The organism is Actinoplanes sp. ATCC 53533 (assembly GCF_003947245.1).
The window spans coordinates 12989-39304 of record NZ_QHHV01000118.1 but is presented as its reverse complement, the minus strand read 5'-3'; the positions used below and the strand labels follow the sequence as shown (position 1 = coordinate 39304).

Here is a 26316-nt window from a genome sequence, read left to right as displayed (position 1 = left end):
TCGATATCCAACACCGCCACAACATCATGGCCGTCCGTCCGTAACCGTTGGGCCAGCGCGGGTGGATACATCTCGTCAAGAATGGCGGCAGTCAGGGCTTCCGCTTCCGCAGCAGCTTCTGCTGGGCTGCCCACAGTTGTTCCTCCCGGTCGGCGACTTCTCTGTTGAGCGCAATCCGCTCATCGATTTCCTCGGGGTATGCCGCGTAATAGCGCAATACGACGCCGACTTGCGCCGGGGTAAGCCCGGTGACGTTGCTCAGCTCCAGCAGGAGAGGCTCTTCGTCCAACGCCGGGTCCTCATCACGAACAGCGGTCAGCGCCGCAACGACCTCCCAAACATCAGGTCCGCCCGACAGCGCGGCCCTGCGGCCGGTAGGGCCCGGCCGGAAGACGATGCCGGGATGTTCGTAAGCCCGCAGAGCTTCGTCGATGAACATATTCGCGACCGAGGACGAGGAGGAACCCGGATGTTCCTTGACGTAGCGGTCCAGCCGGGACAACACCCCCTCGTCAAAGCGCACAGAGCGTGGAGCAGTCACGACTACACCGTAGTCGCTTGTAGCGACTTGACAAGGACTACAGCCGTTGGAGGCACGAGTTCAACTCTGCTTCGCTTTCTCCTCAGGAGGAGTTAGGCATCATCTGCGTCCGTGCGCGCGCGACAGTGATCCGCACGCCACGCGCCCACCGTGGTGCTGGCCCGATCCCCTACGCTCGTGGGATGAGCGAGGCGGTGGAGGAGCTCGACCGGCTCGAGGCCTTCACCTACCTGACCGTCCCCGAGCGCGGCGCCTATCTGGCGATCATGCGCCTGTTCACCGGCTCGCTGATGATGGATCTCTCCGCCCAGCAGGTGGTCGAGGAGCTGTCCGCGCAAGGGTTGGAGCTCACCCTCGACACCGCCGTCAGCCGGCTGAAGCAGCTCGCCGACTGGGGAAACCTGCTGCCGAGCTCGCATACCGTGCGGGTGCGGAGCATCGAGGAATATCAGCGCGCCCGGTCCCGGTATCAGCTGTCGCCGCTGGGGGAACGCGTTCAGCGGCAGGCCGACGAGGTGCTGGCCAGTTCCGACGCGGCCCGGGAGATCAGCCGGGAGCTGCTCGGCCTGATCACCAGAGGGCTGGGTGAGCTCGCGGATCGTCTCGCCGGCCCGGGTGGCATCGACGCGGGGGCCGCCCGGGAGCTGGTGGCGACGATCTTCGCCCAGTTCTGGGAGTTCCGGGACTCGGTGCGTGACTTCTACGCGTACCTCGGTCAGGTGCTGGCCCGCTACGACCTCGACAGCGCCGAGTATGCGGGCTTCAAGGATCTGCTGCTGGACTACGTCGAGTCCATCACCGAGGAGGTCGTGCTGCTGGCACCGCGCATCGAAGGGCACCTGGGGCGCATCTGGCCGCTGCTGCCCGGCCTGATGGAGCTGGTGGACCGGGGCGGCCTCGCCGGGGCGGCCGAGGACCTCGGCCTCGCCGTGCAGCGCAGCCGGGGGCACGAGCTCGCCGACTGGCTGGCGCTCCGGTCGTGGTTCAGCGACATCGACGGCCGGCGCAGCGAGGTCACCCAGTTGCGCGACGCGACCATGCGGGCCCTGCAGTCCCTGCTGGCCAACGCCAAACGGATGATCCGGTCGTCCGGTCAGGGCGCGTCCCGGCGGCGGGAGCTGCTGCGGTTGGCGGCCTGGCTGGACGCCGCCGATGAGGACACCGCGGCGGAGCTGTTCACGTCGGCGTTCGGGCTGTATTCCGCGCGGCACCTCGGCATCGCCGCCGACGCGCAGGCGGTGGTGCCGGCGACGGAGAGCTGGTGGCCCGCGGCGGCGGTGCGGGTTCCGGTGTCGCTTCGAGAGCGCGGCGAACGGGCGGCGCGCGGGCGGGCGTCCGGTGTGGCCGATCGCAGCGCGCAGCAGCGGGTTCTGGTCGACCAGGCCGCCCAGCTGCAGCGGCTGCGGGTGGCAGCCGCCGCGGAGCTGCTCTCGGCCGCGGCCGAGCTGACCGCGGTGCGGCTCTCGGCCCCCGCCGTGCACCTGCTCCTCGAGCTGATCGCCCAGGCGCTGGGTGCCGGCGACCCGGCCTGGGGCGGCGCGGTGACCGTGGTCGTCGATCTCGGCCTGCGGTGCGAGCTGATCAGCAAGCCGGGGAACGTGCTCACCCTGCGCTCGACCATCGGCGACTTCACCGCCCAGGACATCACCATCGTGATCACCCGCTTGGCGGACGACGATGGCTGACGAACACGACATCGCGCTGGCGACGGAGCGCCGGCGGGCCGTCCGGGCGTTGCTGGCCGAGCCGCTGTTGCTGGCCGGCAACGACGATTTCGCCCTGGTCCGGCGGCACGCCGACTGGCTGCGGAGCTGGTTCGGCAACTTCCTCGGCTACCGGCTCGTCGTCGAGGCGGGATTCGCCCGGCTCTTCAAGGCCGGGCTGGGGCCGGGTGCGGGCCGGCCGCTGCTGCGCCCGACCGGGCCGTTCACCCCGCGCATGTACACCTACCTCACGCTGACCGTCGCGGTGCTGCTCACCTGCCCGGAGCAGCTCCTGCTGTCGCAGCTGATCGCCGACGTGCGCACGGCGGCCGTCGAGGCCGGCATCGAGCTGGGTGACGCCCTGCGCCCGGGCGAGCGCCGCGCGCTGGGTGCGGCCCTGCGGCAGCTGGTGTCCTGGACCGCGCTGCGCGAGGAACAGGGCAGCGTGGCCGGTTACGCCGACGACGATCAGGCCGAGGTGCTGCTGACCGTGGACCGCGACATCGTCGCGCACCTGGTGGCGGTGTCGCCCGCGCGGGCCGATTCCGCGGCGCAGTTCATCCGGTATGCCGCCGACCCCGGCCCGGGCGGGGCCCGCCACGCCGTCCGCCGGCGGCTGACCGAGACGCCGGTGACCTATCTCGACGACCTGGCCGTCGCCGAGCGGGCCTGGCTGCGGCGCGAGCAGCGCCGCGACGAACGCTCCTTCGCCGAGTACACGGGCCTGCAGGCCGAGTTGCGGGCCGAAGGCGCGGCCCTGCTCGACCCGGATGACAGCCTCACCGACGTGCGGTTTCCCGGGACCGGGACGGTGGCTCAGGCGGCGTTGCTGGCGGTCAGCGCCCTGGTCGCGGAGCTGCGGCCGGACCCCGGACCGCTGGTCATCGGCGTGCCCGTACCCGATGGGGCTCTTGACCGGATCCTCGCCGAGCTGATCGAACGGCATCGCCGGCGGTGGGCCGAACGCTTCGTGGCGGATCCGCCGGCGCTGCGGGAGGCGGTGCTCGAACTGCTGACGACGATGGGCCTCGTGGCCCGGTCGGCCCCCACCCCGGCCGACGATGAGTCCGACGACACCGTGGCCGCCGGGCGGGTGGTCGACGCACGCCGCGCGCGCGGCGACGCGCCCGGCGGCACCCTGATCCTGCTGGCGGCCGCGGCCCGCTACGCGACCACCGAGGCGGTGCGTTCTTGACGACGGCCATCAGCACGGATGCGCAACCGGATGCGCGGACGGATGCGCAACCGGATGCGCGGACGGATGCGCGGTCGGCGCATCCGCACCGGTACCGGCTGCACCGCGCGGGGATCTGCAACATCTGGCAGTACGACGATCAGGTGTTCCACTTCGAGGACGGCCGGCTGCTGCTGCGCGGCAAGAACGGCGCGGGCAAGTCGAAGGCCATGGAACTGCTGCTGCCGTTCCTGCTGGACGGCGACGCCAAGCGGCTGGACGCCACCGGTGCCGGCAAGACCACGTTCCGCTGGTTGATGAGCGAGGGCGCGACCGGGGTCAACCGGCAGGGATTCGTCTGGCTGGAGCTGCGGCGGGTCGACGAGCGAGGCGCCGCGGAGTTTCTCACCGTCGGTGCGCTGGTGCGCTGGTCGTCGTCGACGGCGGAGGCCCGGCTCAGCTATTTCGTCACCCCACTGCGCGTCGGCGTCGACGTCGACCTGGTGGTGGATCGTCAGCCGCTGCCCGTCGAGCGGCTCCGCGAGCGGCTCGGCGAGGGGGCGTTGCTCAGCACCGCCCGGGAATACCGCGCCCGGGTCGGCCGGGAGGTCTTCGGCATCGCCGACGCCGGCCGGTACCGCAACCTGGTGCACCTGCTCTACCGGCTGCGCCGGCCGACGATCGGCGACCGGATCGAGGCCGGCCAGCTCACCGCGGAGCTGAGCGAGGCGCTGCCGCCGGTGGACGACGAGGTTCTCGACTCGGTCGCGCACAACCTCGACGACCTGGAGACCGTCCGCTCGGACCTGGGCCGGCTGGAGGCGACGCACGCCGCTCTGGCCGAGCTGATGACGGCCTACCGCGGGTATCTGCGCGGCGAGCTACGGCGCCGGGTGTTCGCGGTGGACGAGGCGCTGACCGAACTGCGCGCCCGGCGCCGGCGGGCCGGCCTGAGTGAACGCGAGGTCGCCTCCGCGCTCGGCGCCGAGGGCGCCGCCCACGCCGACGTCGAGCGGTGGGAGGGCGCGGAACGCCAGGCCAGGGCCGAGCTCGGGGCCCTCCGCGAGAGCGCCTCCTACCAGGCCGTCCGTGACCTGGACCAGCGCCGCCGGGCGGTGCGGGCGCTCGCCGCCGCGGCCCGTTCCGCCGAGCGTGCGGCGGCCGCCGACCGGCAGGCCCTCGATGACGTGGTGGCGCGGCTGCGCTCGGAGACAGATCGGCTGGCCGCTGCCGTCACGCAGCTGCGCGACAGCCACCGCCAGCTGCGTGCCCTCGCCGACGAGTCCGGCCTCGACACCGGCCACCTCGGCAGGGTGCCGGAGCTGCGGTATGCCGGCGCGCCGACCGATCCGTCGCTCTCGCTCGCCGACACCGGCCTGGCCGCACGGGAGCTGGGTGGCCATCGCACGCAGGTGGCCGCCGCCGAGGACGCCGTGCGGGCCCGCCGGACGGCCGTCGCCGACCTGCGCCAGCGGCTCGACGTCGCGGATGCGGCCGCTGCCGGTGCCGCCCGGGCCGAGGCCGACAGCGACCTGCTCGACGGGCAACAGGGCGTCGCACTGGACCGGCTCGGCCACGTGACGGCCGGGCTCGTGACGGCCAGTGCCGACTTCGCCGCGGCCGTACGGGAATGGTTGTTGTCGCCTGCCCTGGCCCATGCCGACCTCGCGCCGGTGCACGACGCCCTCCGCGGTGACGACCCGCTGCCGGCGGAAACGCCGGGCGAGGTCCGCGCCGCGGCCGAAGCCGCGGCGGAGCCCTTGCGCGCCGAGGCCGAGGCCCGGCGCGACAGCCTGCGCTCCGACCGGGGCCGGGCCGCCGACAACCTCGACCGGGTACGCGCGGAGCACCGGCACTGGGCTGACCTGACCGATCCACGCCCGCCCCGATCCCGGTTCCAGGACGCGGAGGCCCCGGCGGGCCCGGGCACCCCGCTGTACCGCGTGATCGACTTCGCGGATCACCTCGACGACCGGCGCCGGGCCGGTCTCGAAGCGGCGCTGGAGTCCAGTGGGCTGCTCGACGGCCTGCTGGCCGAGGACGGCACCGTGCTCGACCCGGGCACCGGCGACGTCGTCCTGCGGCCCGGGCCGCAGGTGCCCGGGCCCAGCCTGCACGACGTGCTGGTCCCGGCGCCCGGCGCCGGGCACGCGGCGGCGTTGCTGCTCAGCATCGGGCTCGGCCCGGCCGCCGACGCGTCGAGCTGGGTCGCCGAGGACGGCACGTGGCGGCTCGGCGTGGCCCGCGGCGCGTGGACGAAAGCGGCGGCCGAGTACGTGGGCGCGGCGAACCGCGAGGCCCTGCGCCGGCGCCGCCTCGCCGAGCTGCGGTCCCAGATCGAGGAGCTCACCGAGGTGCTCGCGGCGGTGGACGAGGAGCTCGCCGCCAACGAGCGGGAGCGCGCCGGGCTGACCGCGGCCGTGCGGGCCCTGCCGGACGGTGCCGGGCTGGGTCGGGCCTGGGCGCGGCACGACGAGGCCGAGTCCGCGCTGAACAGGCTCGCCCGCGAGGTGGCGGCGGCCCGGCGCCGGGCGCGTGAGCTGCGCGGCGTCGCCGCCGAGCGCCGGGCGGACGCGGAGTCGGCGGCGGCCGCCCACCTGCTGCCGGCCGACCGCGCCGAGCTGCAGGGCATCGACCAGCGCCTGCGGCAGCTCGGCGGCGAACTGCCGCGGTATCTGCGCGAGGCCGCGCAGATCATCGCCCAGCTGGCGCCCTACGAGGCACAGATCGCCCGGCACGGCGCCGCGGGCGAGCGGGTCGCCGGCACGGCGGACGAAGCGCGGGCGGCGGCCGGGGAACACCTGGCCGCGGAGCAGTCGCTCGCCGTCCTCGAGCAGTCCCTCGGCGTCGACGAGACGGAGATCCTGCGGCAGGAGACCTCGGCCGAGGGCCGGCTGCGGACCGCGGAGACGGCCCTGCCGCCGGCCCGGCGCGGCTACGAGCAGGCCAGGGACCATCGGGTACGGGCCGAGGAGGTGCGCGACCAGGCCCGGCAGCTGCTGAGCGGGCAGGAGCGGATCGCCCTGGACGCCGGCACCGCCCTGCCCCGGGTGCTCACCCTGCCGGGTGTCGCGCCGGCGCTGGAGCTCGACGCGGACCTCCGGCCCGACCCGGTCACCGGCACCCCGCCGGAACGCATCCGGCAGCTCGACGAGCTCGCCGGCCGCCTGCGGGAGGCCCTCGGCGCGGCGCGGCACGACCTGGGTGAGAACGCCCTGCACCAGCGCTACAACGACGTCCGCAGCCGGCTCCCCGGCGGCTTCGACCTGATCTGGGAGGACCGCGACGGCGTCAAGGTCGTCGAGATCGCGGACGACATCGGGCAGCATCCGGTCGCGCTCGCCACCGCCCGGCTCGGTGCCGAGCTGGCGCAGAAGCGTTCCGCCGTCGCCGAGCGCGAGCAGCACGCCTTCGAACGCTTCCTGCTCGGCGAGCTCGGCGACGCGCTGTCCCGGCAGATCCGCTCCGCCCAGAGCCTGGTGTCGACGATGAACGCCACCCTGGCCGGCGTGCACACCTCACACGGGCTCGGCGCGAGGCTGGTCTGGGCGCTCCGCGACGACACCGACGCCGACACCCGGACCGCCGTCTCCCTGCTCAAGACGCCGCTGGAGCTGCGCACCCGGCAGAACAACGACCGGCTCCGGGAGGCCCTGGCCCGCCGCGTCGAGGACGCCCGGCGCGCGGACCCCTCGGCCGGGTACGCCGTGCATCTGCGGGCCGCGCTCGACTACCGGACGTGGTTCGGCTTCACCGTCAAGGTGACCGATCAGGCCAACCCCGACCGGGAGCGCACGCTGTCCGCGCGCACCGCCATGTCCCAGGGCGAGCAGCGGGTGGTGTCCTACCTGGTGCTGTTCGCCGCGGCCGCCGCCCACTTCACCTCCGTCGGCCAGGCCTATCCGAAGGCGCCCCGGCTGATCCTGCTCGACGACGCGTTCGCCAAGGTGGACGAGCCCACCCACGGCCGGCTCCTGGGCCTGCTCGTCGACCTCGACCTCGACGCGGTCCTGACCAGCGAGCGGCTGTGGGGCTGCTTCCCCGAGGTGCCGTCGCTCGCCATCTACGAATGCCTGCGTGATCCCACCCAGCCCGGCGTCGCCACGCTGCACTTCCGGTGGGACGGCCGCAGCCGGACGGTGCTCGCCTCGTGATCCCGGCCGGCGCCCTGACCTGGCTGGCGTCGCCGGGTCTGCTGCCGCTGTGGACCGCGGTGCATGCCCGGCTGGTGCGCAACGGACGCACGGTGAGCGGCCGGCTGACCCTGACCGGCCTCGACGACGACCAGCGCGACGCCGTGGGCCGGCTGCTCGGCCGGGCGGTCGCCGCCCGGCACCCGGTCAGCCTGGACGATCTCGATCGGCTGCTCCGGGACAGCGCCGCGGGCACCGGTCTGCTGGGCGTGGTCGAAACGGTCGTCGGCCCCGTGCCGGACCGGCGCGCCGACGTCGCCGCCGAGGCCGCCCGGCGGGCGATGCTGCGCGAGCACGCGAACGCGGCCCTGGTCGCCGCCGGGCTCGGCGGGCGCGGGTGGGCGGCGGACTGGCTCGATCGGCTGTGGCGGGGCGGGCTGCCGGCCCGGCTGCCCACCGACGAGGTCCGCCGGATCGTCGGCCAGGCGGCCACCACGCTGGGACTCACCGTCGGCGAACGCGCCGGGCTGTGGTCCCGGGGCGAGCTGGCCCAGGTGGTCACCGGCAGCGCGCACGGGCTCGACGACGACACCCCACTGACCCGGCTGGTGCTGCGCGGCCTCGCGCTCGCCGTCACGGGCGAGCCGGATCAGCCGGCCGGAGCCGCGGCACGCCGAGCGCTGTGGGAAGCGGCCGGCGTCACCACCGACACCGTGGCCACCACCGCGCTCACCTACGGGCTCCGCCCGCTCGGCGCCGGCTGGCACGCCGCCCAGCTGCGCACCCGGGCCGACGAGGGCGCCGAAACGCATCTGACCCTGCGCGACGTCCGCCGGCTCGGCCCGCTGTCCCTGGCGCCCCAGACGGTGTACGTGTGTGAGAACCCGCGCGTGCTCGAGGCGGCCGCCGAGGCCGGCGTCGTCGTGCCGATCGTCTGCACGATGGGCAACCCCACCACCGTCACGCGCGCCGTCCTCGACGCCGTCACGGCCTCGCCCGGCGTCCGGCTCGCCTACCACGGCGACTTCGACTGGCCGGGCATCGCCATCGCCGAGCGGATCATCGGCCGCTACGACGCGCGGCCCTGGCGGTTCACGGCGGCCGACTACCGCCAGGCGGTGACAGCGGCCGCCGGCCGGGGCACGCCGCTGCGGCCCCTGACCGGCCGGGCGGCGACGGCCTCCTGGGACCCGGCCCTCGCCGAGGCGATGAGCGGGACCGGTCTCGCCGTCCACGAGGAGGCGGTGATCGAGATCCTGCTGGCCGATCTCGCCGGTCCCGCGCTCCGAGCGTGAGTGCGTCACTGGCGTGAGAAGGAGCTGATCACCATGGGAAACGGCGTGGGAATCACCCGTTCACATGGTTGCGACGCGTCTGAGTAATGGTCGGCGAATATCGGTGACCCGGGAAACCGACCATGGGGCACGGGCGTTTGCCCGTACCCCTGGAAATTGATTTTGAAATTGCTTTCCGGCTAGCTGGTCTCGGCAGATTGTCGATGCTGTTGTGTTCGGCACCGCCCTCCTCCACGGAGCAGACGCTCAGCTCGCGCCGGGGCTGTTGACCGCCTGCGCGGAGCTCCGCCCGGCGTATCGGACCGGGATCTGGCGGTCGTTGACCCCGTGCGTGATCGGTGAAGGGCACGGTGATCCGCTCGCCCAGCGACCAGCCGACGATGCCGATCCGGTCCGGGTCGATCTCCGGCCGGGCCTGCGGGTCGCCCTGAGCAGCAGGTCGATCGAGCGCCGGTAGGCGGCGTCGCGGCCGGCCCAGCCGGGTGCCTGGGGGCGCTCGGCCTGGGAGACGTAGAGGCTGGCGCGCCGGTACTTGTCGCCGGCCGCGGAAATGGATTGTGGCCATGCCTGTCATCGGCCCCGGTGTTACCCCGATTAGACTGGCGGCCACCTCGCCCCGGCAGGATCGGAAGAAGCGTTGATACGACGACGGCCCACCGTGTATGACGTCGCGGCGCGCGCCGGGGTCTCGATCGCCACGGTTTCCTTCTCCTTCACCCAGCCGGAACGGGTCAAGAAGTCGACCCTCGATGCCGTCCTGGCCGCCGCCGACGCCCTCGGCTATGTGCCGAGCGCGAACGCCCGCGGTCTCGCGAAGGGCAGGACGGGCGCGATCGGGCTCTATTCGTTCGACTACCTGCTGGATTCGGTGCCCGCCGTGCCGGACAACAGGTTGGGCGCCGCCGCCGAAACCGATATCCGCCGCTTCCCGCTCTACGTGGACGAGGTGCAGCGCGGCGTGCAGTTGGAGTGCCGGCGGCGCGGCTGGGCGTTGATGCTCGGAGCGGGGCACAACCCCGGACACCTGCCCGACGTGATCGACATCGCGGGCCGGGTGGACGGGCTCATCGCCTTCGCCGGCTCGGTTCCGCCCGAGGCGGTCGCCCAGGTGTCGAAGCGGATCCCGGTCGTGGAACTGGGCGGCGAGGTGCGGCACGAGGGCGTGCACACCGTGCTCGTGGACAATCGCACCGGCATGCGGCAGCTCACCGAGCACCTGATCGAGGTGCACGGCGTCGACCGGCCGATCTACCTGGGCGAGCTGGGCACTCCCGAGTTCGTGGCGCGCTACGAGGGGTTCTCCGACGCCCTGGCAGCGGCCGGGCTCCCGGTGCCCGAGCCGGTGCGCAGCCACCCGGGCGACGACGCGAGCACGGCCGCCGCCGTGCGGCAGCGCCTCGAGGCGGGTGCGCTGCCCCAGGCGTTCGTCTGCGCCACCGACCAGGAGGCGCTGGTGGCCATCGATACCCTCGTCGCCGCCGGGGTCGAGGTGCCGGCCCGGGTCGCGGTCACCGGGTTCGACGGCACGGTCGCGGGCCGCTTCGCCACGCCCCGGCTGACGACCGTCCGGCAGCCGATGGAGGAGGTCGGCCGCACCGCGGTGCGGCTCCTCGCCGGCATCCTCAACAAGTCGGACAAATTCGACGCGGAGTACGAGTACCTGCCCAGCACCTTCGTGCCCGGTTCGAGTTGCGGCTGCCCGCCCGACCGATCGCAGTAGCCACCCCCGGGACCGCCCCGCGCAGCAAAAACACGCCCGCCAGGCCCTTGCGGGAAAAATGTTATGCGCTTAGATTTCGGCTACGTTACCGGCCTGACAGACAGGACAGACCATGGACCGAAGACTCATGTCCCTGACCGCGGTGGCCGCTGCCTCGGTGCTCCTCCTCGGCGCATGCGGCCGCAGCGACGAGGCCCCGGCGCGGGAATCCGCGGACACCATCTCCGCCGGACCCGCGACCGGGACCGTCACCGTCTGGGCTCAGGGCACGGAGGGCGAGGCGCTCACCGGCTTCCTCAAGGACTTCAAGGACCAGAATCCCGGCGTCACCGTGGAAGTCACCGCCGTGCCGTGGGACAACGCGCAGAGCAAGTATCAGACGGCGATCGCCGGCGGCACCACGCCGGACATCGGCATGCTCGGCACCGACTGGATGCCGACCTTCGCGAACGCCCTGCGCGCTACCCCGGCCGAGCTCGACACCTCCGGGATGTTCCCCGCGAACGTCGCCTCGACCGACATCGGCGGGGCGCGGTACGGCGTGCCCTGGTACGCGGAGACCCGGGTCATCTTCTACCGGACCGACCTCATGAGGAAGGCCGGACACACCACCTTCCCGACCACCTGGGACGGCTTCAAGGAACTCGCGAAGGCGATGCAGCAGAAGGCGGGCGCGAAGTACGGGGTGGGCCTGCCGCTCGGCGGCTGGAACTCGTTTCTGAGCAGCCTGCCGTTCGCCTGGTCGAACGGCGCCGAGGTGATGAACGCGGACCAGACGAAGTGGACCCTCGACACCCCGGAGACGGTCGAGGCGCTGCGATACCTGAAGAGCTTCTTCGACGAGGGAATCGCCAACAAGAGCCCCGACAACGCGCCGGATGCCGGGGCGTCCGCCTTCGTCAACGGCAGCGTGCCCATGATGATCAGCGGCCCGTGGGACATCGGCCAGATCAGCAAGGCCGGCGGTGCGGGCTTCGCCGAGAAGTTCGCCCTGGCCCCCATGCCGGCCCCGCCGCAGGGCACCTCGACCTCCTTCGCCGCGGGTGCCAACCTCGCGGTCTTCAAGAACGCCAAGAACCCGGACGCGGCCTGGAAGCTGATCCGCTGGCTCGCCGACCCGAAGACCCAGGTCGCCTTCTTCAATGCCACCAAGGACCTGCCCGCGCAGCAGAGCGCATGGACGGACCCCGTCCTGGCGAACGACCCGAAGGTCTCCGTCTTCGGCAAGCAGATGCAGAGCGTCAAGACCGCGCCGGCGCTGACCACCTGGCCGCAGATCTCGGCCGCCGCCGACACCCAGCTGGAGCAGATCATGAAGAGCGGTAAGGATCCCGCACAGGCCATGAAGGAAGTCCAGTCGACCGCCGACTCGCTCGGCACCGGCCCGAAGTAGCCGTGGCCGTCACCAAACGGCGACAGACCACTCTGGTCGCGTACGCGTTCGCCCTGCCGTTCGTCGCGATCTTCGCGGTCTTCATGGTGTTCCCGCTGGTGACGTCGCTGCTGGCGTCGTTCACCGACCTGACCAACCGGGACATCACCAACCCCCTCGCGGTCAACGCGGTCGGCCTGGAGCAGTACCGGAGCCTGTTCTCGAACCCGCAGTTCATCCGGGCGATGCTGAACACGCTCTACTTCGTCGCCGTCGGGATTCCGCTCACCATGATCGTCGCGCTCGCCCTCGCGGTCGCGCTCAACAGCGGCATCACGCGCTTCCGGACCGCCTTCCGGGTCGGCTACTACGCGCCGGTGGTCACCAGCGTCGTCGCGGTGGCCGTCGTGTGGAAGTTCATCCTGCGGCCGGAAGGGCTGCTCAACACCGTCCTCGGCTGGGTCGGCATCAGTGGGCCGGACTGGCTCCAGGACACCGCCTGGGCGATGCCCGCCATGATCCTGATGGCGGTCTGGCGGAACATGGGCACCCTCATGATCATCTTCCTGGCCGGGCTGCAGACCGTCCCCCAGGAGATCCTCGAGGCGGCCGAGGTGGACGGCGCGTCGAGCCGGCAGCGGTTCTTCCGGGTCACGCTGCCCATGCTGCGCCCCACCCTGCTGCTCGGCGCGGTGCTGCTCTCCGTGGGCTACCTGCAGTTCTTCGAGGAGCCGTTCGTGATGACCCAGGGTGGGCCGCTCGACTCGACGCTGTCCATCGGCTACTTCACCTACAAGCAGTTCGGCTTCGGCGACTACGGCCTGGCCTCCGCCGCCAGCTACGTGCTGTTCGTCGTCATCGCCCTGCTGAGCATCGTCCAGTTCCGCGCCTTCCGCTCCAAGGACTGATTCGCCATGACTACCCTCACCAAGAGACCCGGCCGACTACTGACCTACCTCGTCCTGACGCTCGGCGTCGGTGCGACGCTCACGCCGTTCGGGTGGATGCTCCTCGGCTCGGTCAAGACGCAGGGAGAGCTGCTGCGCCGGCCGCCGACCTGGTGGCCGCGGGCACCGACCATGGACAACTTCGCGGCCTGGTTCGGCGATCTCCACATCGGACAGTTCTTCCTGAACAGCGTCGTGGTCGCCGGGTTCACGGTGCTCGGCAACATGCTGTTCTGCTCGATGGTCGGCTACGCCCTGGCCAAGCTCGACTTCGTGGGCAAGCGGCTGCTCTTCGCCCTGGTCCTGCTGACCCTCATGGTCCCCGGCCTGGTGACCTTCGTGCCGCTCTTCGTGGTGGTCAGCAAGCTCGGCCTGGTCAGCACCTATCCCGCGCTGATCCTGCCGTTCCTGGCGGGGCCGCTCGGCGTGTTCCTGATGCGGCAGTTCATCATGGGCATCCCGGACGCGCTCATCGAGGCGGCCCGCATCGACGGCGCGGGCGAGATCCGCATCTTCGCGCGGATCGTGCTGCCGCTCTGCGGCGCTCCCCTGGCCACCCTCGCGATCCTGACCTTCCTCGGGTCGTGGAACAACTTCCTCTGGCCGCTCGTCGTCGCTCAGACCGAGGACATGTACACCCTCCCGGTGGCGCTCTCGCTCTACTCCACGGGTCAGAACGCGACCAACTACGGCGTGCTCCTGGCCGGCTCGGTACTCGTCATCACGCCCGTACTCGCCCTCTTCGTCGCGCTCCAGCGCTACTTCACCCAGGGCATCGCCCTGACAGGAGTCAAATGACCGTCCCGAACGCCTGGCCCGTCATCCCCGGCTTCCATCCCGATCCCAGCATCTGCCGGGCCGGCGACGACTACTACCTGGCCACGTCGTCGTTCGAGTACTTCCCCGGCGTCCCGGTGTTCCACAGCCACGACCTGGTGCACTGGACGCAGATCGGGAACGCCCTCACCCGGGCGAGCCAGCTCGCACCCGGCGCCGAGGCCGGCAGCCGCGGCATCTACGCACCCACCCTGCGCCATCACGACGGGCCGTTCTGGCTGATCACCACGAACGTCTCGCACGACCGGGGACATCTGATCGTGACGGCCGACGATCCCCACGGGCCGTGGTCGGATCCGGTCTTCCTCGACGGAGCGGCGGGCATCGACCCCGACATCGCCTGGGACGAGGCCGGGCAGTGCTACGTGACCTGGCACTCGGGCAACCCGGCGAGGATCGTCCAGGCCGCCGCGGACCCGGAGAAGGGAGTGCTCCTCGAAGCCCCGCGTACGGTCTGGGCGGGCACCGGCCTCGCCTGGCCGGAGGCACCGCACCTCTATCGCCGGGACGGCTGGTGGTATCTGATGATCGCCGAGGGCGGCACCGAACGAGGCCACTGCGTCGCCGTGGCACGCTCACGCAGCATCACGGGTCCCTTCGAGAGCGCGCCGCACAACCCGGTCTTCAGCCACCGCAGCACCGGGCACCCGGTGCAGAACACCGGCCACGCCGACCTCGTCGAACGCCCGGACGGCGAGTGGGCCGCCGTCTACCTCGGCACCCGCCCCCGCGGCACTACGCCGGGCTTCCACGTCAACGGGCGCGAGACCTTCCTCGCCGGCGTCGACTGGGTGGACGGCTGGCCGGCGTTCGACGAGTCCCACTTCGAGACCACGCCGGGCGACCACTCCTTCGCCGACGACTTCCGGTCCGCCGCCCCGCATCCCCGCTGGGTGTCGCCGAACGCCGCGCCGGCCGAGTTCACCGGACGCGACCATGCCGGCGCCCTCCGCCTGCTGGCGGGCACGGCCGACGGTGGCCAAAGCGGCATCCTGGCCGTGCGAGCGTACGACCCCGCCTGGTCCTTCAGCGCGACGGTGAGCGTGGGCGACGGCGCCTTCCGGCTGCTGCTGCGCGTCGACGAGCGGCACTGGTGCGCGCTGGACGTCGAACCGGACCGGATCGGCGCCCGGCTGGCCATCGGCCCGCTGGAGAACGAGATCGTCTCCGCCACGATCGAGCCGGGACCGGTCACCCTCCACCTGGCGTCCCGGTCCCCGACTTTCGACGGCCCGGACGACATCGAGCTCGGCGTCGGGTCGGGTGCGGGCTACCGCCGCCTCACCGCGTTCGACGGCCGCTACCTCTCGACCGAGGTCGCCGGTGGCTTCACCGGGCGCGTGATCGGCCTGCAGGCGCTGTCGGGCGCCGTGACGGTGCACGAGGTCCGGTACGCGAGCCGCTGAGGGCGCCCTGGCGGCCTTGCTCCGCCGCGTCGAGCAGCCAGGTCGCCAGGTCTCGGGCGTCGATGTACTGCAGTCGAGGCAAGCCGGCCGCCAGCCAGCGGGCCCCGACCACCACATCGCCGGCCGACCGGCATCACCGGAAGGCCTGGATGCCCGCCAGGGTCTGGCCGATCACCAGGGTGTGCATTCCAGGTTGTTGGCGTGCCGGATCACCGGGTATTCCAGTGAGATGCCGTTCGCGCCGAGAATGGTGCGAGCGGTACGGCAGATGTCCAGCGCCGCCCGGGTGTTGTTCAGCTTGCCGATGCTGACCTGCTCGGCCCGCAGCCCCCGGTCGTCCTTGGCCCGGCCGAGGTGCAACGCCAGCAGCGTGCCCTTGGCCAGTTCGAGCGCCATGTCGGCGAGCTTGGCCTGGGTGAGCTGGAAACCGCTGACCGGGCGGCCGAACTGGACCCGGTCTCCGGCGTAGCTCAGCGCCGCCCGGAACGCCGAGCGGGCGGCACCCATCGCGCCCCAGGCGATGCCGTACCGCGCTTCGTTGAGGCAGGACAGCGGCCCCCGCAGCCCGCGCACCCACCTCCGGCAGCACCGCGGTGCCCGGCAGCCGCACCGCGTCGAGGACGAGTTCGCTGGTGACCGACGCCCGCAGCGACATCTTGTGCTTGATCACGGGTGCCGAGAAGCCCGGGGTGCCGGTGGGGACCACGAAGCCGCGGACGCCGTCCTCGGTGCGCGCCCAGACCACCGCGACGTCGGCGACCAACCCATTGGTGATCCACATCTTGCGCCCGTCGAGCACCCAGTGGTCGCCGTCGCGGCGGGCCGCCGTCCGCATGCTGCCGGGATCGTAGCCGGCGTCGGGCGCGGTGAGCCCGAAGCAACCGATCGCGGTCCCCGCCGCCAGCACGGGCAGCCACTGCTGTTTCTGCTCCTCCGACCCGAACGCCCAGATCGCGAACATGGCCAGCGAACCCTGCACGGACACCAGCGACCGCACGCCGGAGTCGGTAGCCTCCAGCTCCAGGCAGGCCAGGCCGTACTCGACGGCGCTCATCCCCGCGCAGCCGTAGCCTTCCAGGTGCATGCCCAGCACGCCGAGGTCGCCGAGTTCCTTGGTGAGCCCGCGGATGTCCTCGATCTCCCCCTGTTCGAACCACTCCGCGATGTGCGGCTCGACGCGACGGTCGCAGAAGGACCGGCCGGCGTCCCGGACGGCCCGCTCGTCGGCGGTCAGCAGGCTGTCGATCTCGACGAGGTCCAGCGGATCGGCCGGCCGGCGCGCGCTGCGTGCATCACGATCTCCTTCGGGTACGCGGGCCGGTCCGGACTAGGCCACCGGGCTGATGATGAAGTTGCTGAAGCCGCCGTTGCGCTGCGCGATGCCGCTGATGGCCTCGTTGATCTCTGCGAGCGGGTAGACGTGGTGCTCCAGTGCGCTCAGGTCGAGCAGGCCGGCGCCGGCCATGTCGGCCATCGTCTGGCCCTCGCCGGAGGTGAGCCACGCCGAGCCGATCAGCCGCAACTGCTGGTCCATCATCCGGTGCACGTCCACCGGCACGGCGCCGGCGACCGCGCCGATGTTCACCGCCGTACCGCCCTGCCTTCTCGGAAGGTCTCGTGCAGTGCGCCGGGGCCGGGGTTGAGGCGGTGTGCCGGCCCCCGGACTTCGGTGTTGGTTGAGATCGATCTGGCTGTTGACGGCCCGAAGGGCTTCGGGGGATCCCGCTCCTCGCCCGGGTAGCCGTCGCATCGCGTCCGGGTGGGTAGGTCCGGAGTGAGCACATCCGGAGTGAGTAGATCCGGCGGGTGTCGTCGGCGCGGGGTTGGGTGGTCCGCGGGGTTATCCACAGGCCTCTCATCCTGTCGTTTGTCTGTGCCAGATTGGTCGGGTGCTGGAACTGGTCTCCGAAGCCCGTCGTGCGGCTGCCGTGTGTGCGACAGCCCCGGCCTGGGCTGTCGCGGACGGGGATCTGGTCGGCTGCTTGGAGCAGGTCTGGGCGGCGGTGCAGCAGTTGACCGCGGTGACCGCGCATCTGGTCTGGCAGGCGCAGTCGCGGGGTGTGCCGCGGGCACACGCCGCGACCAGCACCCTGGTGTGGTTACGCCAGCGGTTGCGGGTCAGTCCCGGCGTCGCTGCCGGGCTGGTCGCCCTCGCGCGAGCGTTGCACGCGCGGCCGGTGCTGGACGACGCGGTCTGTGCGGGCGCGGTGTCCGCTGAGCAGGCCACGGCCATCGCGGCCATGATCACGGATTTCCCGGCTGATCTGGGGCGGGAGGTCACTGAGGAGGCCGAGGCCGCGCTGGTCGAGCAGGCGGGTGTTTTCGACTCGGTGAGTCTGGGCAGGCTGGGGGCGCGGATCCTGGCTCATGTCGCCCCGCAGGTCGCCGAGCGGCGGGAAGCGGATCGCCTGGACCGGGAGGAGGCCCGGGCGCGTTGCCGGCGGGGGTTCACCCTCAGCCCGCTGGGTAATGGTCAGGTCCGGTTGTCTGGTTTCCTCGACACGTCTGGTGCGGCCACGGTCACTGCTGCCCTGGATCCGTTGTGTCATCCCCGGCGGGACCCGGCCGGGGCGCGCAGCCCTGCGCAGCGGCGGGCGGACGCGTTGGTGGATGTGTGCACGGGTGCGCTACGCGACGGCGCGGGCCTGCCCAGCCAGGGTGGTGACCCGGCACAGGTAGTCGTCACGGTCCCATTCGCCACCCTGACCGACCAACTCTGGCCAGCCGAACGGCCCGCGAACGCCGAGCCACCCACGAACGCCGAGCCAGCCGCGAAGGTCGAGCCACCCACGAACGCCGAGCCAGCCGCGAACGCCGAGCCACCCACGAACGCCGAGCCATCCGCGAAGGCCGAGCCGTCCACGAACGCCGAGCCAGCCGCGAAGGTCGAGCCAGCCGCCGCCAACACCACCACCAACGGCAGTCAGGCCCGTGGCCAGGCTCCCCGACCGAACACCCGCATCAGCACCGGCCCGCACGGTCAGGCCGGTGCCGCGTCGCATGGTCAGGCCGGTGCCGCGTCGCATGGTCAGGCCGGTGCCGCGTCGCATGGTCAGGCCGGTGCCGCGTCGCATGGTCAGGCCGGTGCCGCGTCGCATGGTCAGGCCGGTGCCGCGTCGCATGGTCAGGCCGGTGCCGCGTCGCATGGCCAGGCCAGTGCCGCCTCGCACAGTCAGGCCGGCGTCGCCCCGCAGGGCCAGGCCGGCACCGGCCCGCACGGTCAGGCCAGCGTCGGAAACAGGGTGGGTTGGCTGGACACCGGAGCCCCGATCAGCGCCGCCGAAGCCCGACGCTACGCCTGCGACGCCCACATCCTGCCCGCCGTCCTCGGCGGCGACAGCCAAGTCCTCGACCTCGGCCGCGCCCGGCGCCTGTTCACCGGCCCGCTGCGCCGGGCCCTGATTCTGCGCGACGGCGGCTGCTGCTTTCCCCACTGTGACCGGCCTGCCCGGTGGGCTGAAGGCCACCACCTCATCCCCTGGGCCGACGGCGGCACCACCACCCTGACCAACGCCTGCCTCATCTGCCGCCGACACCACCGGCTCCTGCACAACGACAGCGGCTGGCAAGCCCGTCTCGGCCCCGACGGACACCCCGAATTCCTCCCACCAGCGACCATCGACCCCGAACGCCGCCCCCAGCGAAACACTTTCCACCGCCGCCAATAGCCACTCCAATAGCCCACACCAGCAGCCCACACCAGCAGCCCACACCAGCAGCCCACACCAGCAGCCCACACCAGCAGCCCACACCAGCCATGATCACGAATGGCGGCTGCCGTGCTAGCTGAGCCTTCCTCCTGGCCCGGGTCCGGTCGGCAGCAGGGCCTCGACCGCGGCGCGCATGGACAGCCGCGTGTCGAGGCGCGGGTCGAGCAGCCACTGCAACTGCAGTCCGTCCAGCACCGCCAGGATCTGGTAGCTCGCCGCCTCGGGGTCGATGGACTGATCCACGCGCCCGGCGGCCTGTTCGCCGCGGACACCGTCGCGGATCATGATGCGTACCCGGCCGTAGCGGTCGCGGAAGAACGCGTGCGCGAAATGGTCGGGATCGGTCGCCTCGGCCGCGAGCGTCGTGTAGAGCCGGGTGAGGCCCGGCGACTCGGTGGTGCGCACGACCATCCGTTCCAGGGCGTCCGCCATGGTGTCCGCCGGCCGGCCGGTGCCGGCGGCCGCGGCGATGTCGTCGGCGTCGCGAGCTTCGAGCACGGCGATCAGGAGACCCTCCCGCGAGCCGAAGTAGTGCAGTAGGCCCTGGCGGCTCACCCCGGCCCGCTGGGCGATCTCGTCGAGGGTCGAGCGGCGGAGGCCGTCATTCGCGAGCACTTCGAGCGCGATGGCGAGGATCTCCCGCTTGCGGGCGACACCTTTGGCGTACGGCCCGCGGGCCACCGGGCTGGACGTCACACGCCGAGCTTACCGGCGCGGCGAAAATTTACTACGAGTAGGGATTGACGGGGTCACCGGGACGTTTCTAGGGTTACGCCACTGTTAACGCTCACATCTCCTCCCGGGAGACCCGCATGACGAGCCACCCCCACCCCCTCCTCCGGCGGCGAGGCCCAGCGGCCTTCGCCCTGGCGCTCGCGCTGACCGGCGCCGCCCTGACCACGGCGGCGAGCCCCGCGCCCGCCGCCGGCCCTGCGCGACCGCCGGCCTCGACCGCGGCGCCCACGTTCGACGCCCCCTATCTCGACGGGGTCTCCGGCGCGGAGCCGCTGCGCCAGGTGAACCTGGCCGGTCGCTGGGGCTTCACCCCGTTGACCGACACCGTCTGTGTCGGAGGAGGCCGGTTCGGGACCACCACGGGACCTATGACCTGTACGAGCTCACCGGCCGGCGCACCCGCGACCACCATCCAGGTGCCCGGCGGCGGATGGCTCAAGCAGGGCTTCACCGACCTGTCCCGGGCGGAGTACCACCGCAGGATCAGCGTTCCCGCCGTGCCCGGCCCGCAGGTCACCAAGCTGGACTTCGGCGCCATCAACCACCGGGCCACCCTCTGGGTCGGCGGCCGCGAGGTCGCCAGCCAGGTGACCTCGTACACGTCGTCGGTCTTCGACATCAGTGACTTCGTCACCCCGGGCCGCGACTACGACATCACCCTGCTGGTCGAGGGCCGCAAGGCCCTGGTGGGCCCGGACGGCCGGTACGCCGTACCCGAGGGCGCGTCGTGGTCCGACGACGTCGCGCAGGGCATCTTCCGCTCGGCCGCGTTGCAGGTGTTTCCCGGCGTCCACATCGCCGACGCCGTGGTGCGCACCTCGGTGCGCGACCGCGAGCTCAGCTACGACGTCACCGTCACCAACAACACCCGCCAGGCCCGGGTGGCCACCTTGGACACCGCGCTCAGCTCCTGGAACCACGCCGGCTGGCGCTATCCGGACCTGCCCGCGCAACGGGTGCGGATCCCCGCGGGCAAGACGATCGTCGTCCGGGTCGGCCCGGCGACCTGGCGCGCGCCGGCGGCGTCCTACTGGTATCCCAATGTGCCCTACCGCGCCGGCTACCGCGCCCAGCTGCACAACCTGGACCTGCGGCTCAGTTCCGGGCCCGGGGTGGCGGCGTCCGGCTACCACGTCCGCTTCGGATTCCGCGAGATCGCCCAGGCCGGCGATCACTTCGAGCTCAACGGCACCCGGGTGAACTTCCGCGGGGACAGCCTGCAGGGCGCCAACTACGACAACATCGACTATCACGGCCGCAGCGACGCCTACGACACCTTCCCCGGTTTCCTGCGTCCCGCACGCGGCAACGCGGGCTGGCCCAAGGCGGTCGACAACTACCTGCGCCTGAACTACAGCGGCGTTCGCATCCACCAGATCCCGGCGACCCCGTACATGCTGGACGTCACCGACGAGCTCGGCCTGATGATCATGGATGAGACCGCCATCCGCGGCTCCAACAACCGCCAGAACTTCATCACCGGCCGCGACAACATGCTCAAGCACGCGGCCGACCTCGTGCTCCGCGACCGCCACCACGCCTCCGTGCTGCGCTGGAGCCAGGCCAACGAGCCCCGGGTCCCGTTCTTCGTCAACCCCGGCGCCGGCCCCGAATTCGACGAGGCGCTCCACGCGACGGTGCGGCGCCACGACACCACCCGCCCGATCAGCACCGACGGCGACTCCGAGGACCTGCCCCACGACGACTACACCGTCTTCTGCCACTACGACGGCTTCTCGTTCGCCCAGTACAGCGAGAGCATCTGCGCCGCGCCCGCGGCCAAACCCCGCGGCCAGGGCGAGTTCATCTGGTCGGCGGACAGCACCCCGCAGGGCATGACGTGGTTCGGCACCGCCACGATGCGGATGCGTGAGCAGGGCGCCTCGGAGGCCCGCCCGTACGCGCTGCTGTCCGCCTGGGCGTCCATCATCCCGGGCGTCAAGCGCACCGACATGAAGCTCGAGATCGGCTACCCCGAGGGCCCACATCCGATCTACGGCGAGGACAACCTGCCGGATCCGTGGACGAACCCGACGCTGACCCTGATCCGGCAGGCGTTCAACCCGGTCGCGGTCATCGACTCCGCATTCTGGAACGCCAACAAACTCTCCGACCCGACCGGCCGCTGGCCGACCACACCGGCGAACATCACCCCCGGCACCAACACCCGCACGCTGACCGCCTTCAACGACACCTTCGCCGGCGACCGGCTGACTGTGACGTGGACCCTGCGCGCGGGCTCCCCCACCGGCAAGGCCGTCGACGGCGGAGTCCTCACCCCGCGGATCCCGCCGGGCGGGCAGCGGCGGCTCGACCTCACCTTCGAGGCCCCGGACACGACCCAACCGCTCCATCTGGAACTACGGGTCGCCAAAGCCGGCAGCGGGATCCTCTATCGCGACGCGAGCACCAGCTACCAGGTACGGCGTCCCGAACCGCCCGCGATGAAGTGACGCCCGCCGGCGGGGTCTGAGTTTCCTGGCCGAATCCTGTCCATCTCCTGGATCCGCGTTGTCCGGCCGCTGCACAACCGACCCAGATAGTGGGTGGTGCCAGATCGACAACCCGGAGAGCCCTACCGAGAAGGAGTCGGCACATGCGACGCATAGCCAGGATCGCCACCATCGCGGGGTTGGGCGCCGCGCTGACCGCGGGAACCGGGGCGTGTGCCGCCTCGCCGGCCGCCGAGTCGACGGCCGCTCGGCAAGCGGCCGTGCAAGCCGTCCGCGGCCCCGACCAGCCGGTCACCAGGATGATCGCGCGCCTGTTCACCGAATGGAACGCCGCACTGGCCACCGGCGACCCGCGGAAGGTCGCCGACCGGTACGCCCCCGATGCCGTGCTGCTGCCGACGGTGTCGAACCGGGTGCGCACCGACCGCGCCGGGATCGTCGACTATTTCACCCACTTCCTGCGCAACAAGCCGCAGGGTGAGATCAAACAGTCCACCATCGACCTGCTCGACCTGACCACCGCCATCGACACCGGCGTCTACGTCTTCACGCTCACCCAGGACGGGAAGAAGCAGCAGGTGGAGGCCCGCTACACCTTCGTGTACGAGCTGCGCCGCGGCAAGTGGCTGATCGTCAACCACCATTCCTCCGTGATGCCCGAGCAGACCACCACGCACTGACGGTCAGAGCGGGACACCGATGCGATGCCCCGCTCTGACCAGGTCGGCCACGGCGCCGTGGCGACCATGCTGCCCGGCCACCCCGGCGGAGGTCGGCGCCCTGCGGCTGTGACCGCCGTCAGCGAGCCCGCACCGGCAAGGCGCCGGCACGGACTCGCTGGCGATCGGCGTGCGGCATACCCACGCGGGCATACAGGCCAGCGCAAACCCGCAGACAATCACCGCGCGACACACCCACGCCGACACAAACCCGCTGACAATCAGCGCGCGGTACACCCACGCCGGCACGGACTCGCTGACGATCAGCGTGCGGTGTGCCCGCGCGGGCGTTCGGGTCGGATTCGTACGTCGTGGCCGTTGACCCGGACCAGGACCGTTGCCCGGGTGGTTGCCCGGTCGGCGACCACCGCATAGTCCGTGACGCGGCCGGCGTGCCAGGTGCAGCTGACCGCGTAGCCGCCCCGGGCTCGCAGGCCGCTGAACGAGCCGTCGGCCCATTCCGCGGGCAGGGCGGGCAGCAGGTGGATGACCTTTCGGTGGCTTTGCAGCAGCATCTCGGCGATCGCGGCGGTGACGCCGAAGTTACCGTCCATCTGGAACGGTGGGTGGTCGCAGAACAGGTTCGGCAGGGTGTTGTATCGCAGCAGGCCGCGCAGCATGTAGCGGGCGCGTTCCGGGTCGGCGAGGCGGGCGAACAGCGCGGCCCGCCAGGGCCAGGTCCAGGATCGGCGGCTGTCGCCGGAGACGGCGTCCTCGGTGAACGGGGTTCCGGCGCGTTCGCCGCAGCGGGCCTTGAGCGAGACGAGGGCGGCCGCTGCCAGCTCCGGGGACTGCTGCGTGGTGATCTGCCGGCCGGGGTAGACGGCGAACAGGTGCGAGGTGTGCCGGTGGATGTCGTTCGGGTCGTCCCGGTCGGTCTGCCATTCCTGGAGCTGTCCCCACTCGCCGATCCGGTTGGGGGCGAGCCGGGCCTGGAGGCCGGCCACGGTGGCCCGGTAGGCGGGGTCCGCGTGCAGCACGTCCTCGCAGTCGAGGTAGTTCTGGAACAAATCCCAGATGATCTGCTGGTCGTACATGACGCCGTCCTCGCGGGGACCGTGCTCGGGTGACCAGCCGGCCGGCGCGACGAGCCGGCCGTCGGCGTCGGTGATCAAGCGGTCCTGCCAGAACTGGCAGATCTCCTTGATCATCGGGTGGGCCACCTTCCGCAGGTAACCGCGGTCCTGGGTGAACGCCCAGTGCTCGTAGAGGTGTTGGGCGTACCAGGCGCTGGCGACCGTGTTCCACTCCCAGCCGTTGCCGCCGAAGATGCTCTGGCTCGTGCGCGCGGTCCAGCCGCGGGTGCCGGCGCCGAAGGCGTTGCGGGTCGCGATCCGGCTCGGGACCGCCACCTGGCGGACGAACTCGACGAGGGCCTCGTGACTCTCGGGCAGGTCGGTGGTCTCGGCCGCCCAGTAGTTCATCTGCACGTTGATGTTCGTGTGGTAGTCCGATCCCCACGCCGGCTGGTTGCTGTCGTTCCACAGACCCTGCAGGTTGGCGGGCAGGCCGCCCGGCCGGGACGAGCCGTGCAGCAGGTAGCGGCCGAGCACGAACATGATCTGCTCCAGCCCGGGGTCCGCCCCGCCGGCCCGGTAGCGGGCCAGCCGGGCGTCGGTCGGCAGCGCGGTGACCGCGCTCCCGGACCGTCCCCAGTCGACCCGGACCCGCCGGGCCACGGCGGTGCTCTCGGCGACGTGCGCCTTGCGCAGCGCCGGATAGGACCGCTTCGCGGCGGCGGCGAGCGCCTTCCGGATCACCGGTACGGGGTCAGCCCCGCGCCAGTTCGCGGCCGCGTCGAGCCGGTAGTCGGTGCGGGCGTCCAGCAGCAGCGTCAGCCGGGTCGCCGACCGTACCCGCAATTTGGTGCCCACGGCCGTGACCGTGCCGTCGGTCTCGGCCACCCGCAGGACGGCGGCGTGGCGCAGGCCGTTGGCCATCGCGCCGCCGAACCCGACGGTCCGCGCCGTCGCGTCGGCGGTCGGGGTGGCCTCCTGCGCGGAGGTCAGGGCGATGTCGCAGTCGAGCGCCCCGCGGCTGTCCGCCTCGTAGCGCAGCACGAGCAGGTCGGCGGCGCGGCTGGCGAAGGCCTCGCGCCGCACCCGCTTGCCGGTGGTGCCGAAGCCGGTGGCGTGCACCCCGGACTCGATGTCGAGCGCGCGCCGGTATTCGACCGTCGCGGGCAGGTCGGCGGTGTCGAACCCGGCACCGGTCAGGCGCACCCCGGCGACCCGGAGGGCCGAGGAGCCGCGCCGGGGGCGCAGGGTGAGCCGGTACCCGGTGTACGCCGACGGCGCGCCGACCTCGCAGATCCGCCGTTCGCCGCGGCCGAGGGCCGGCTCGGCGGTGCGCTCGTCGAGCAGGGTCCACCGCTGGCCGTCCGCGCTGCCCTCGAGAGTCCACGAGCCGGGGTCCTCCCCGGGGGTGTCCGGCGCGGCCGTGAGGCTGTAGGCGGCGACCGTCGCGGCGGACGGCAGATCGGCCTGCCAGACGACCCCGGCGGTCGCCTTGACCGCCCGCCACACGCTGGCCGCGGCGCCGTCCACACTGCACGCGATGTCCCGCCCGTCGCCGGTGTCGCCGTGACCGGAGGGCGAGTACACCGACACGAACTGCGGCGCGTCGAGGCGTACCCCGGCAAAGGCGATCTCCGCCACCTGGAAGTGACTCACCCCCGGGCGGGGGATGAACACCAGCCGGTAGAAGCCGTAGGCGATGCTGTTGGCGCAGGTGAATTCCCTGGTCTGGAACCGGTCGGAGAACGGGCCGTCGAGCGTGCGGCTGTCCAGTGTGGTCCAGGCCGAACCGTCCGCCGAGCCCTGCAGAGTCCACTTGTACGGATCGCGGGCGGGCACGTCGTTGGCGCTGGTGAGCCGGTAGACCGACACGGCGGCGGGCGTGGCGAGCGCCGCCTGCCAGATCACCTCCGCCGGCGGGCCGTCGATGCACCACTTGGTGCCCGGCGCGCCGTCGACGGTCCGGTCCACGCCCTCGGTCGCGGAGCTCGCATACGGACCGCCGGGGGCGCTGATGCCGGGCCGGGCCGCGAAGGTGAGCGTCACGTCGCCGAACGCCCGATAGGAACCGAAGCCGGTCACGCTCGTGTCGAAAACATCGTCGGGCTTGCCGGCCAGCGCGTTGTCGTAGTTGTTGACCCCGCCCCAGAGGCTCTGCTCGTTGAACTGGATCCGTTCGACGTCCGGCTGGCCGAACAGCATGGCGCCGATCCGGCCGTTGCCGATCGGCAGCGCCTGGGACTGCCAGTCCCGGGCCGGGAGGCGATACCAGAGCTCATGGGCGCCGGGTGCGCGGCGGCCCACCGGCGCGGCGCCGGCCGGGGTCGGCGAGACTCCCGGCAGGACGCCGGCCAGGGTCACGGCGCCACCGAGCTGCAGGATCTGGCGACGGTTGGGATGAGGAAGAGCCACGGGCGCACTCCTGAAACATTGGTCCTATGTCTGCGGCGCCACTCGAGGATGAAGCGCGCCATCGCGCCAGGCTGACAGACAAAAGATCCGATGTCTATGCTCCGACGGCATCCGCATCCGCATCCGCATCCGTACCCGTACCC

General features: G+C 72.0%; 16 protein-coding genes and 1 pseudogene. 12 read left to right on the top strand and 5 right to left on the bottom strand.

Annotated elements, in window-relative coordinates; translation table 11 throughout:
- Positions 1-91: 91 nt before the first annotated feature.
- The gene (locus DMB66_RS34070; protein WP_125808235.1) at positions 92-541 is read right to left on the bottom strand and encodes a hypothetical protein; all 450 of its coding nucleotides are present in this window, start codon (positions 539-541) and stop codon (positions 92-94) included.
- 182 nt (positions 542-723) lie between these two features.
- Between DMB66_RS34070 and DMB66_RS34065 the strand changes: the two genes are divergently transcribed.
- The 9 genes from DMB66_RS34065 to DMB66_RS34025 all read left to right on the top strand — a co-directional run bounded on the left by DMB66_RS34065 (position 724) and on the right by DMB66_RS34025 (position 15128).
- Positions 724-2226 (top strand): TIGR02677 family protein, encoded by a 1503-nt coding sequence (locus tag DMB66_RS34065; RefSeq protein ID WP_125808234.1) that lies wholly within the window; start codon positions 724-726, stop codon positions 2224-2226.
- Complete coding sequence (locus DMB66_RS34060) at positions 2219-3439, top strand: TIGR02678 family protein (RefSeq protein ID WP_125808233.1); 1221 nt, start codon at positions 2219-2221, stop codon at positions 3437-3439. Before DMB66_RS34065 ends, DMB66_RS34060 begins: the two co-directional genes overlap by 8 nt.
- Positions 3436-7572 carry a TIGR02680 family protein gene (locus DMB66_RS34055; RefSeq protein WP_125808232.1) on the top strand — a complete coding sequence of 1379 codons (4137 nt, stop codon included), beginning with the start codon at positions 3436-3438 and terminating at the stop codon, positions 7570-7572. Before DMB66_RS34060 ends, DMB66_RS34055 begins: the two co-directional genes overlap by 4 nt.
- Entirely contained in the window at positions 7569-8846 is a 1278-nt protein-coding gene (locus DMB66_RS34050; protein ID WP_199752782.1) for a TIGR02679 family protein, read from the top strand. The genes DMB66_RS34055 and DMB66_RS34050 overlap by 4 nt, the downstream gene beginning before the upstream one ends.
- Before the next feature lie 658 nt (positions 8847-9504).
- On the top strand, positions 9505-10566 hold the full coding sequence (locus DMB66_RS34045) for a LacI family DNA-binding transcriptional regulator (protein ID WP_158647468.1): 1062 nt from the start codon (positions 9505-9507) through the stop codon (positions 10564-10566).
- Positions 10567-10678: 112 nt separating this feature from the next.
- Positions 10679-11959, top strand: a complete 1281-nt coding sequence (locus DMB66_RS34040) for a sugar ABC transporter substrate-binding protein (RefSeq protein WP_125808229.1) — start codon at positions 10679-10681, stop codon at positions 11957-11959.
- A gap of 2 nt (positions 11960-11961) precedes the next feature.
- Positions 11962-12846 carry a carbohydrate ABC transporter permease gene (locus DMB66_RS34035; RefSeq protein ID WP_199752781.1) on the top strand — a complete coding sequence of 295 codons (885 nt, stop codon included), beginning with the start codon at positions 11962-11964 and terminating at the stop codon, positions 12844-12846.
- 6 nt (positions 12847-12852) lie between these two features.
- Positions 12853-13683, top strand: a complete 831-nt coding sequence (locus DMB66_RS34030) for a carbohydrate ABC transporter permease (RefSeq protein WP_125808228.1) — start codon at positions 12853-12855, stop codon at positions 13681-13683.
- Positions 13680-15128 carry a glycoside hydrolase family 43 protein gene (locus DMB66_RS34025; protein WP_125808227.1) on the top strand — a complete coding sequence of 483 codons (1449 nt, stop codon included), beginning with the start codon at positions 13680-13682 and terminating at the stop codon, positions 15126-15128. The genes DMB66_RS34030 and DMB66_RS34025 overlap by 4 nt, the downstream gene beginning before the upstream one ends.
- Positions 15129-15261: 133 nt before the next feature.
- On the opposite strand, the pseudogene DMB66_RS34020 reads toward DMB66_RS34025, so the two are convergent.
- A pseudogene (locus DMB66_RS34020) lies at positions 15262-16389 on the bottom strand (acyl-CoA dehydrogenase family protein).
- A gap of 66 nt (positions 16390-16455) precedes the next feature.
- A complete protein-coding gene (locus DMB66_RS34015) occupies positions 16456-16713 on the bottom strand; it encodes a hypothetical protein (protein ID WP_199752780.1) in 258 nt (85 codons plus the stop codon).
- 304 nt (positions 16714-17017) lie between these two features.
- Between DMB66_RS34015 and DMB66_RS66115 the strand changes: the two genes are divergently transcribed.
- Complete coding sequence (locus DMB66_RS66115; RefSeq protein ID WP_158647467.1) at positions 17018-18796, top strand: HNH endonuclease signature motif containing protein; 1779 nt, start codon at positions 17018-17020, stop codon at positions 18794-18796.
- 114 nt (positions 18797-18910) lie between these two features.
- On the opposite strand, the gene DMB66_RS34005 is transcribed toward DMB66_RS66115, so the two are convergent.
- Positions 18911-19534, bottom strand: a complete 624-nt coding sequence (locus DMB66_RS34005; RefSeq protein WP_125808225.1) for a TetR/AcrR family transcriptional regulator — start codon at positions 19532-19534, stop codon at positions 18911-18913.
- A gap of 116 nt (positions 19535-19650) precedes the next feature.
- Between DMB66_RS34005 and DMB66_RS34000 the strand changes: the two genes are divergently transcribed.
- Together DMB66_RS34000 and DMB66_RS33995 are read left to right on the top strand one after the other, a co-directional pair.
- Positions 19651-22026 carry a glycoside hydrolase family 2 TIM barrel-domain containing protein gene (locus tag DMB66_RS34000; protein ID WP_125808224.1) on the top strand — a complete coding sequence of 792 codons (2376 nt, stop codon included), beginning with the start codon at positions 19651-19653 and terminating at the stop codon, positions 22024-22026.
- A 143-nt stretch (positions 22027-22169) separates the two neighbouring features.
- Positions 22170-22706 carry an SgcJ/EcaC family oxidoreductase gene (locus DMB66_RS33995; protein WP_125808223.1) on the top strand — a complete coding sequence of 179 codons (537 nt, stop codon included), beginning with the start codon at positions 22170-22172 and terminating at the stop codon, positions 22704-22706.
- A gap of 302 nt (positions 22707-23008) precedes the next feature.
- Here the strand turns inward: DMB66_RS33995 and DMB66_RS33990 are convergent, their stop codons facing one another.
- Complete coding sequence (locus DMB66_RS33990) at positions 23009-26173, bottom strand: glycoside hydrolase N-terminal domain-containing protein (protein WP_125808222.1); 3165 nt, start codon at positions 26171-26173, stop codon at positions 23009-23011.
- Positions 26174-26316: the final 143 nt, after the last annotated feature.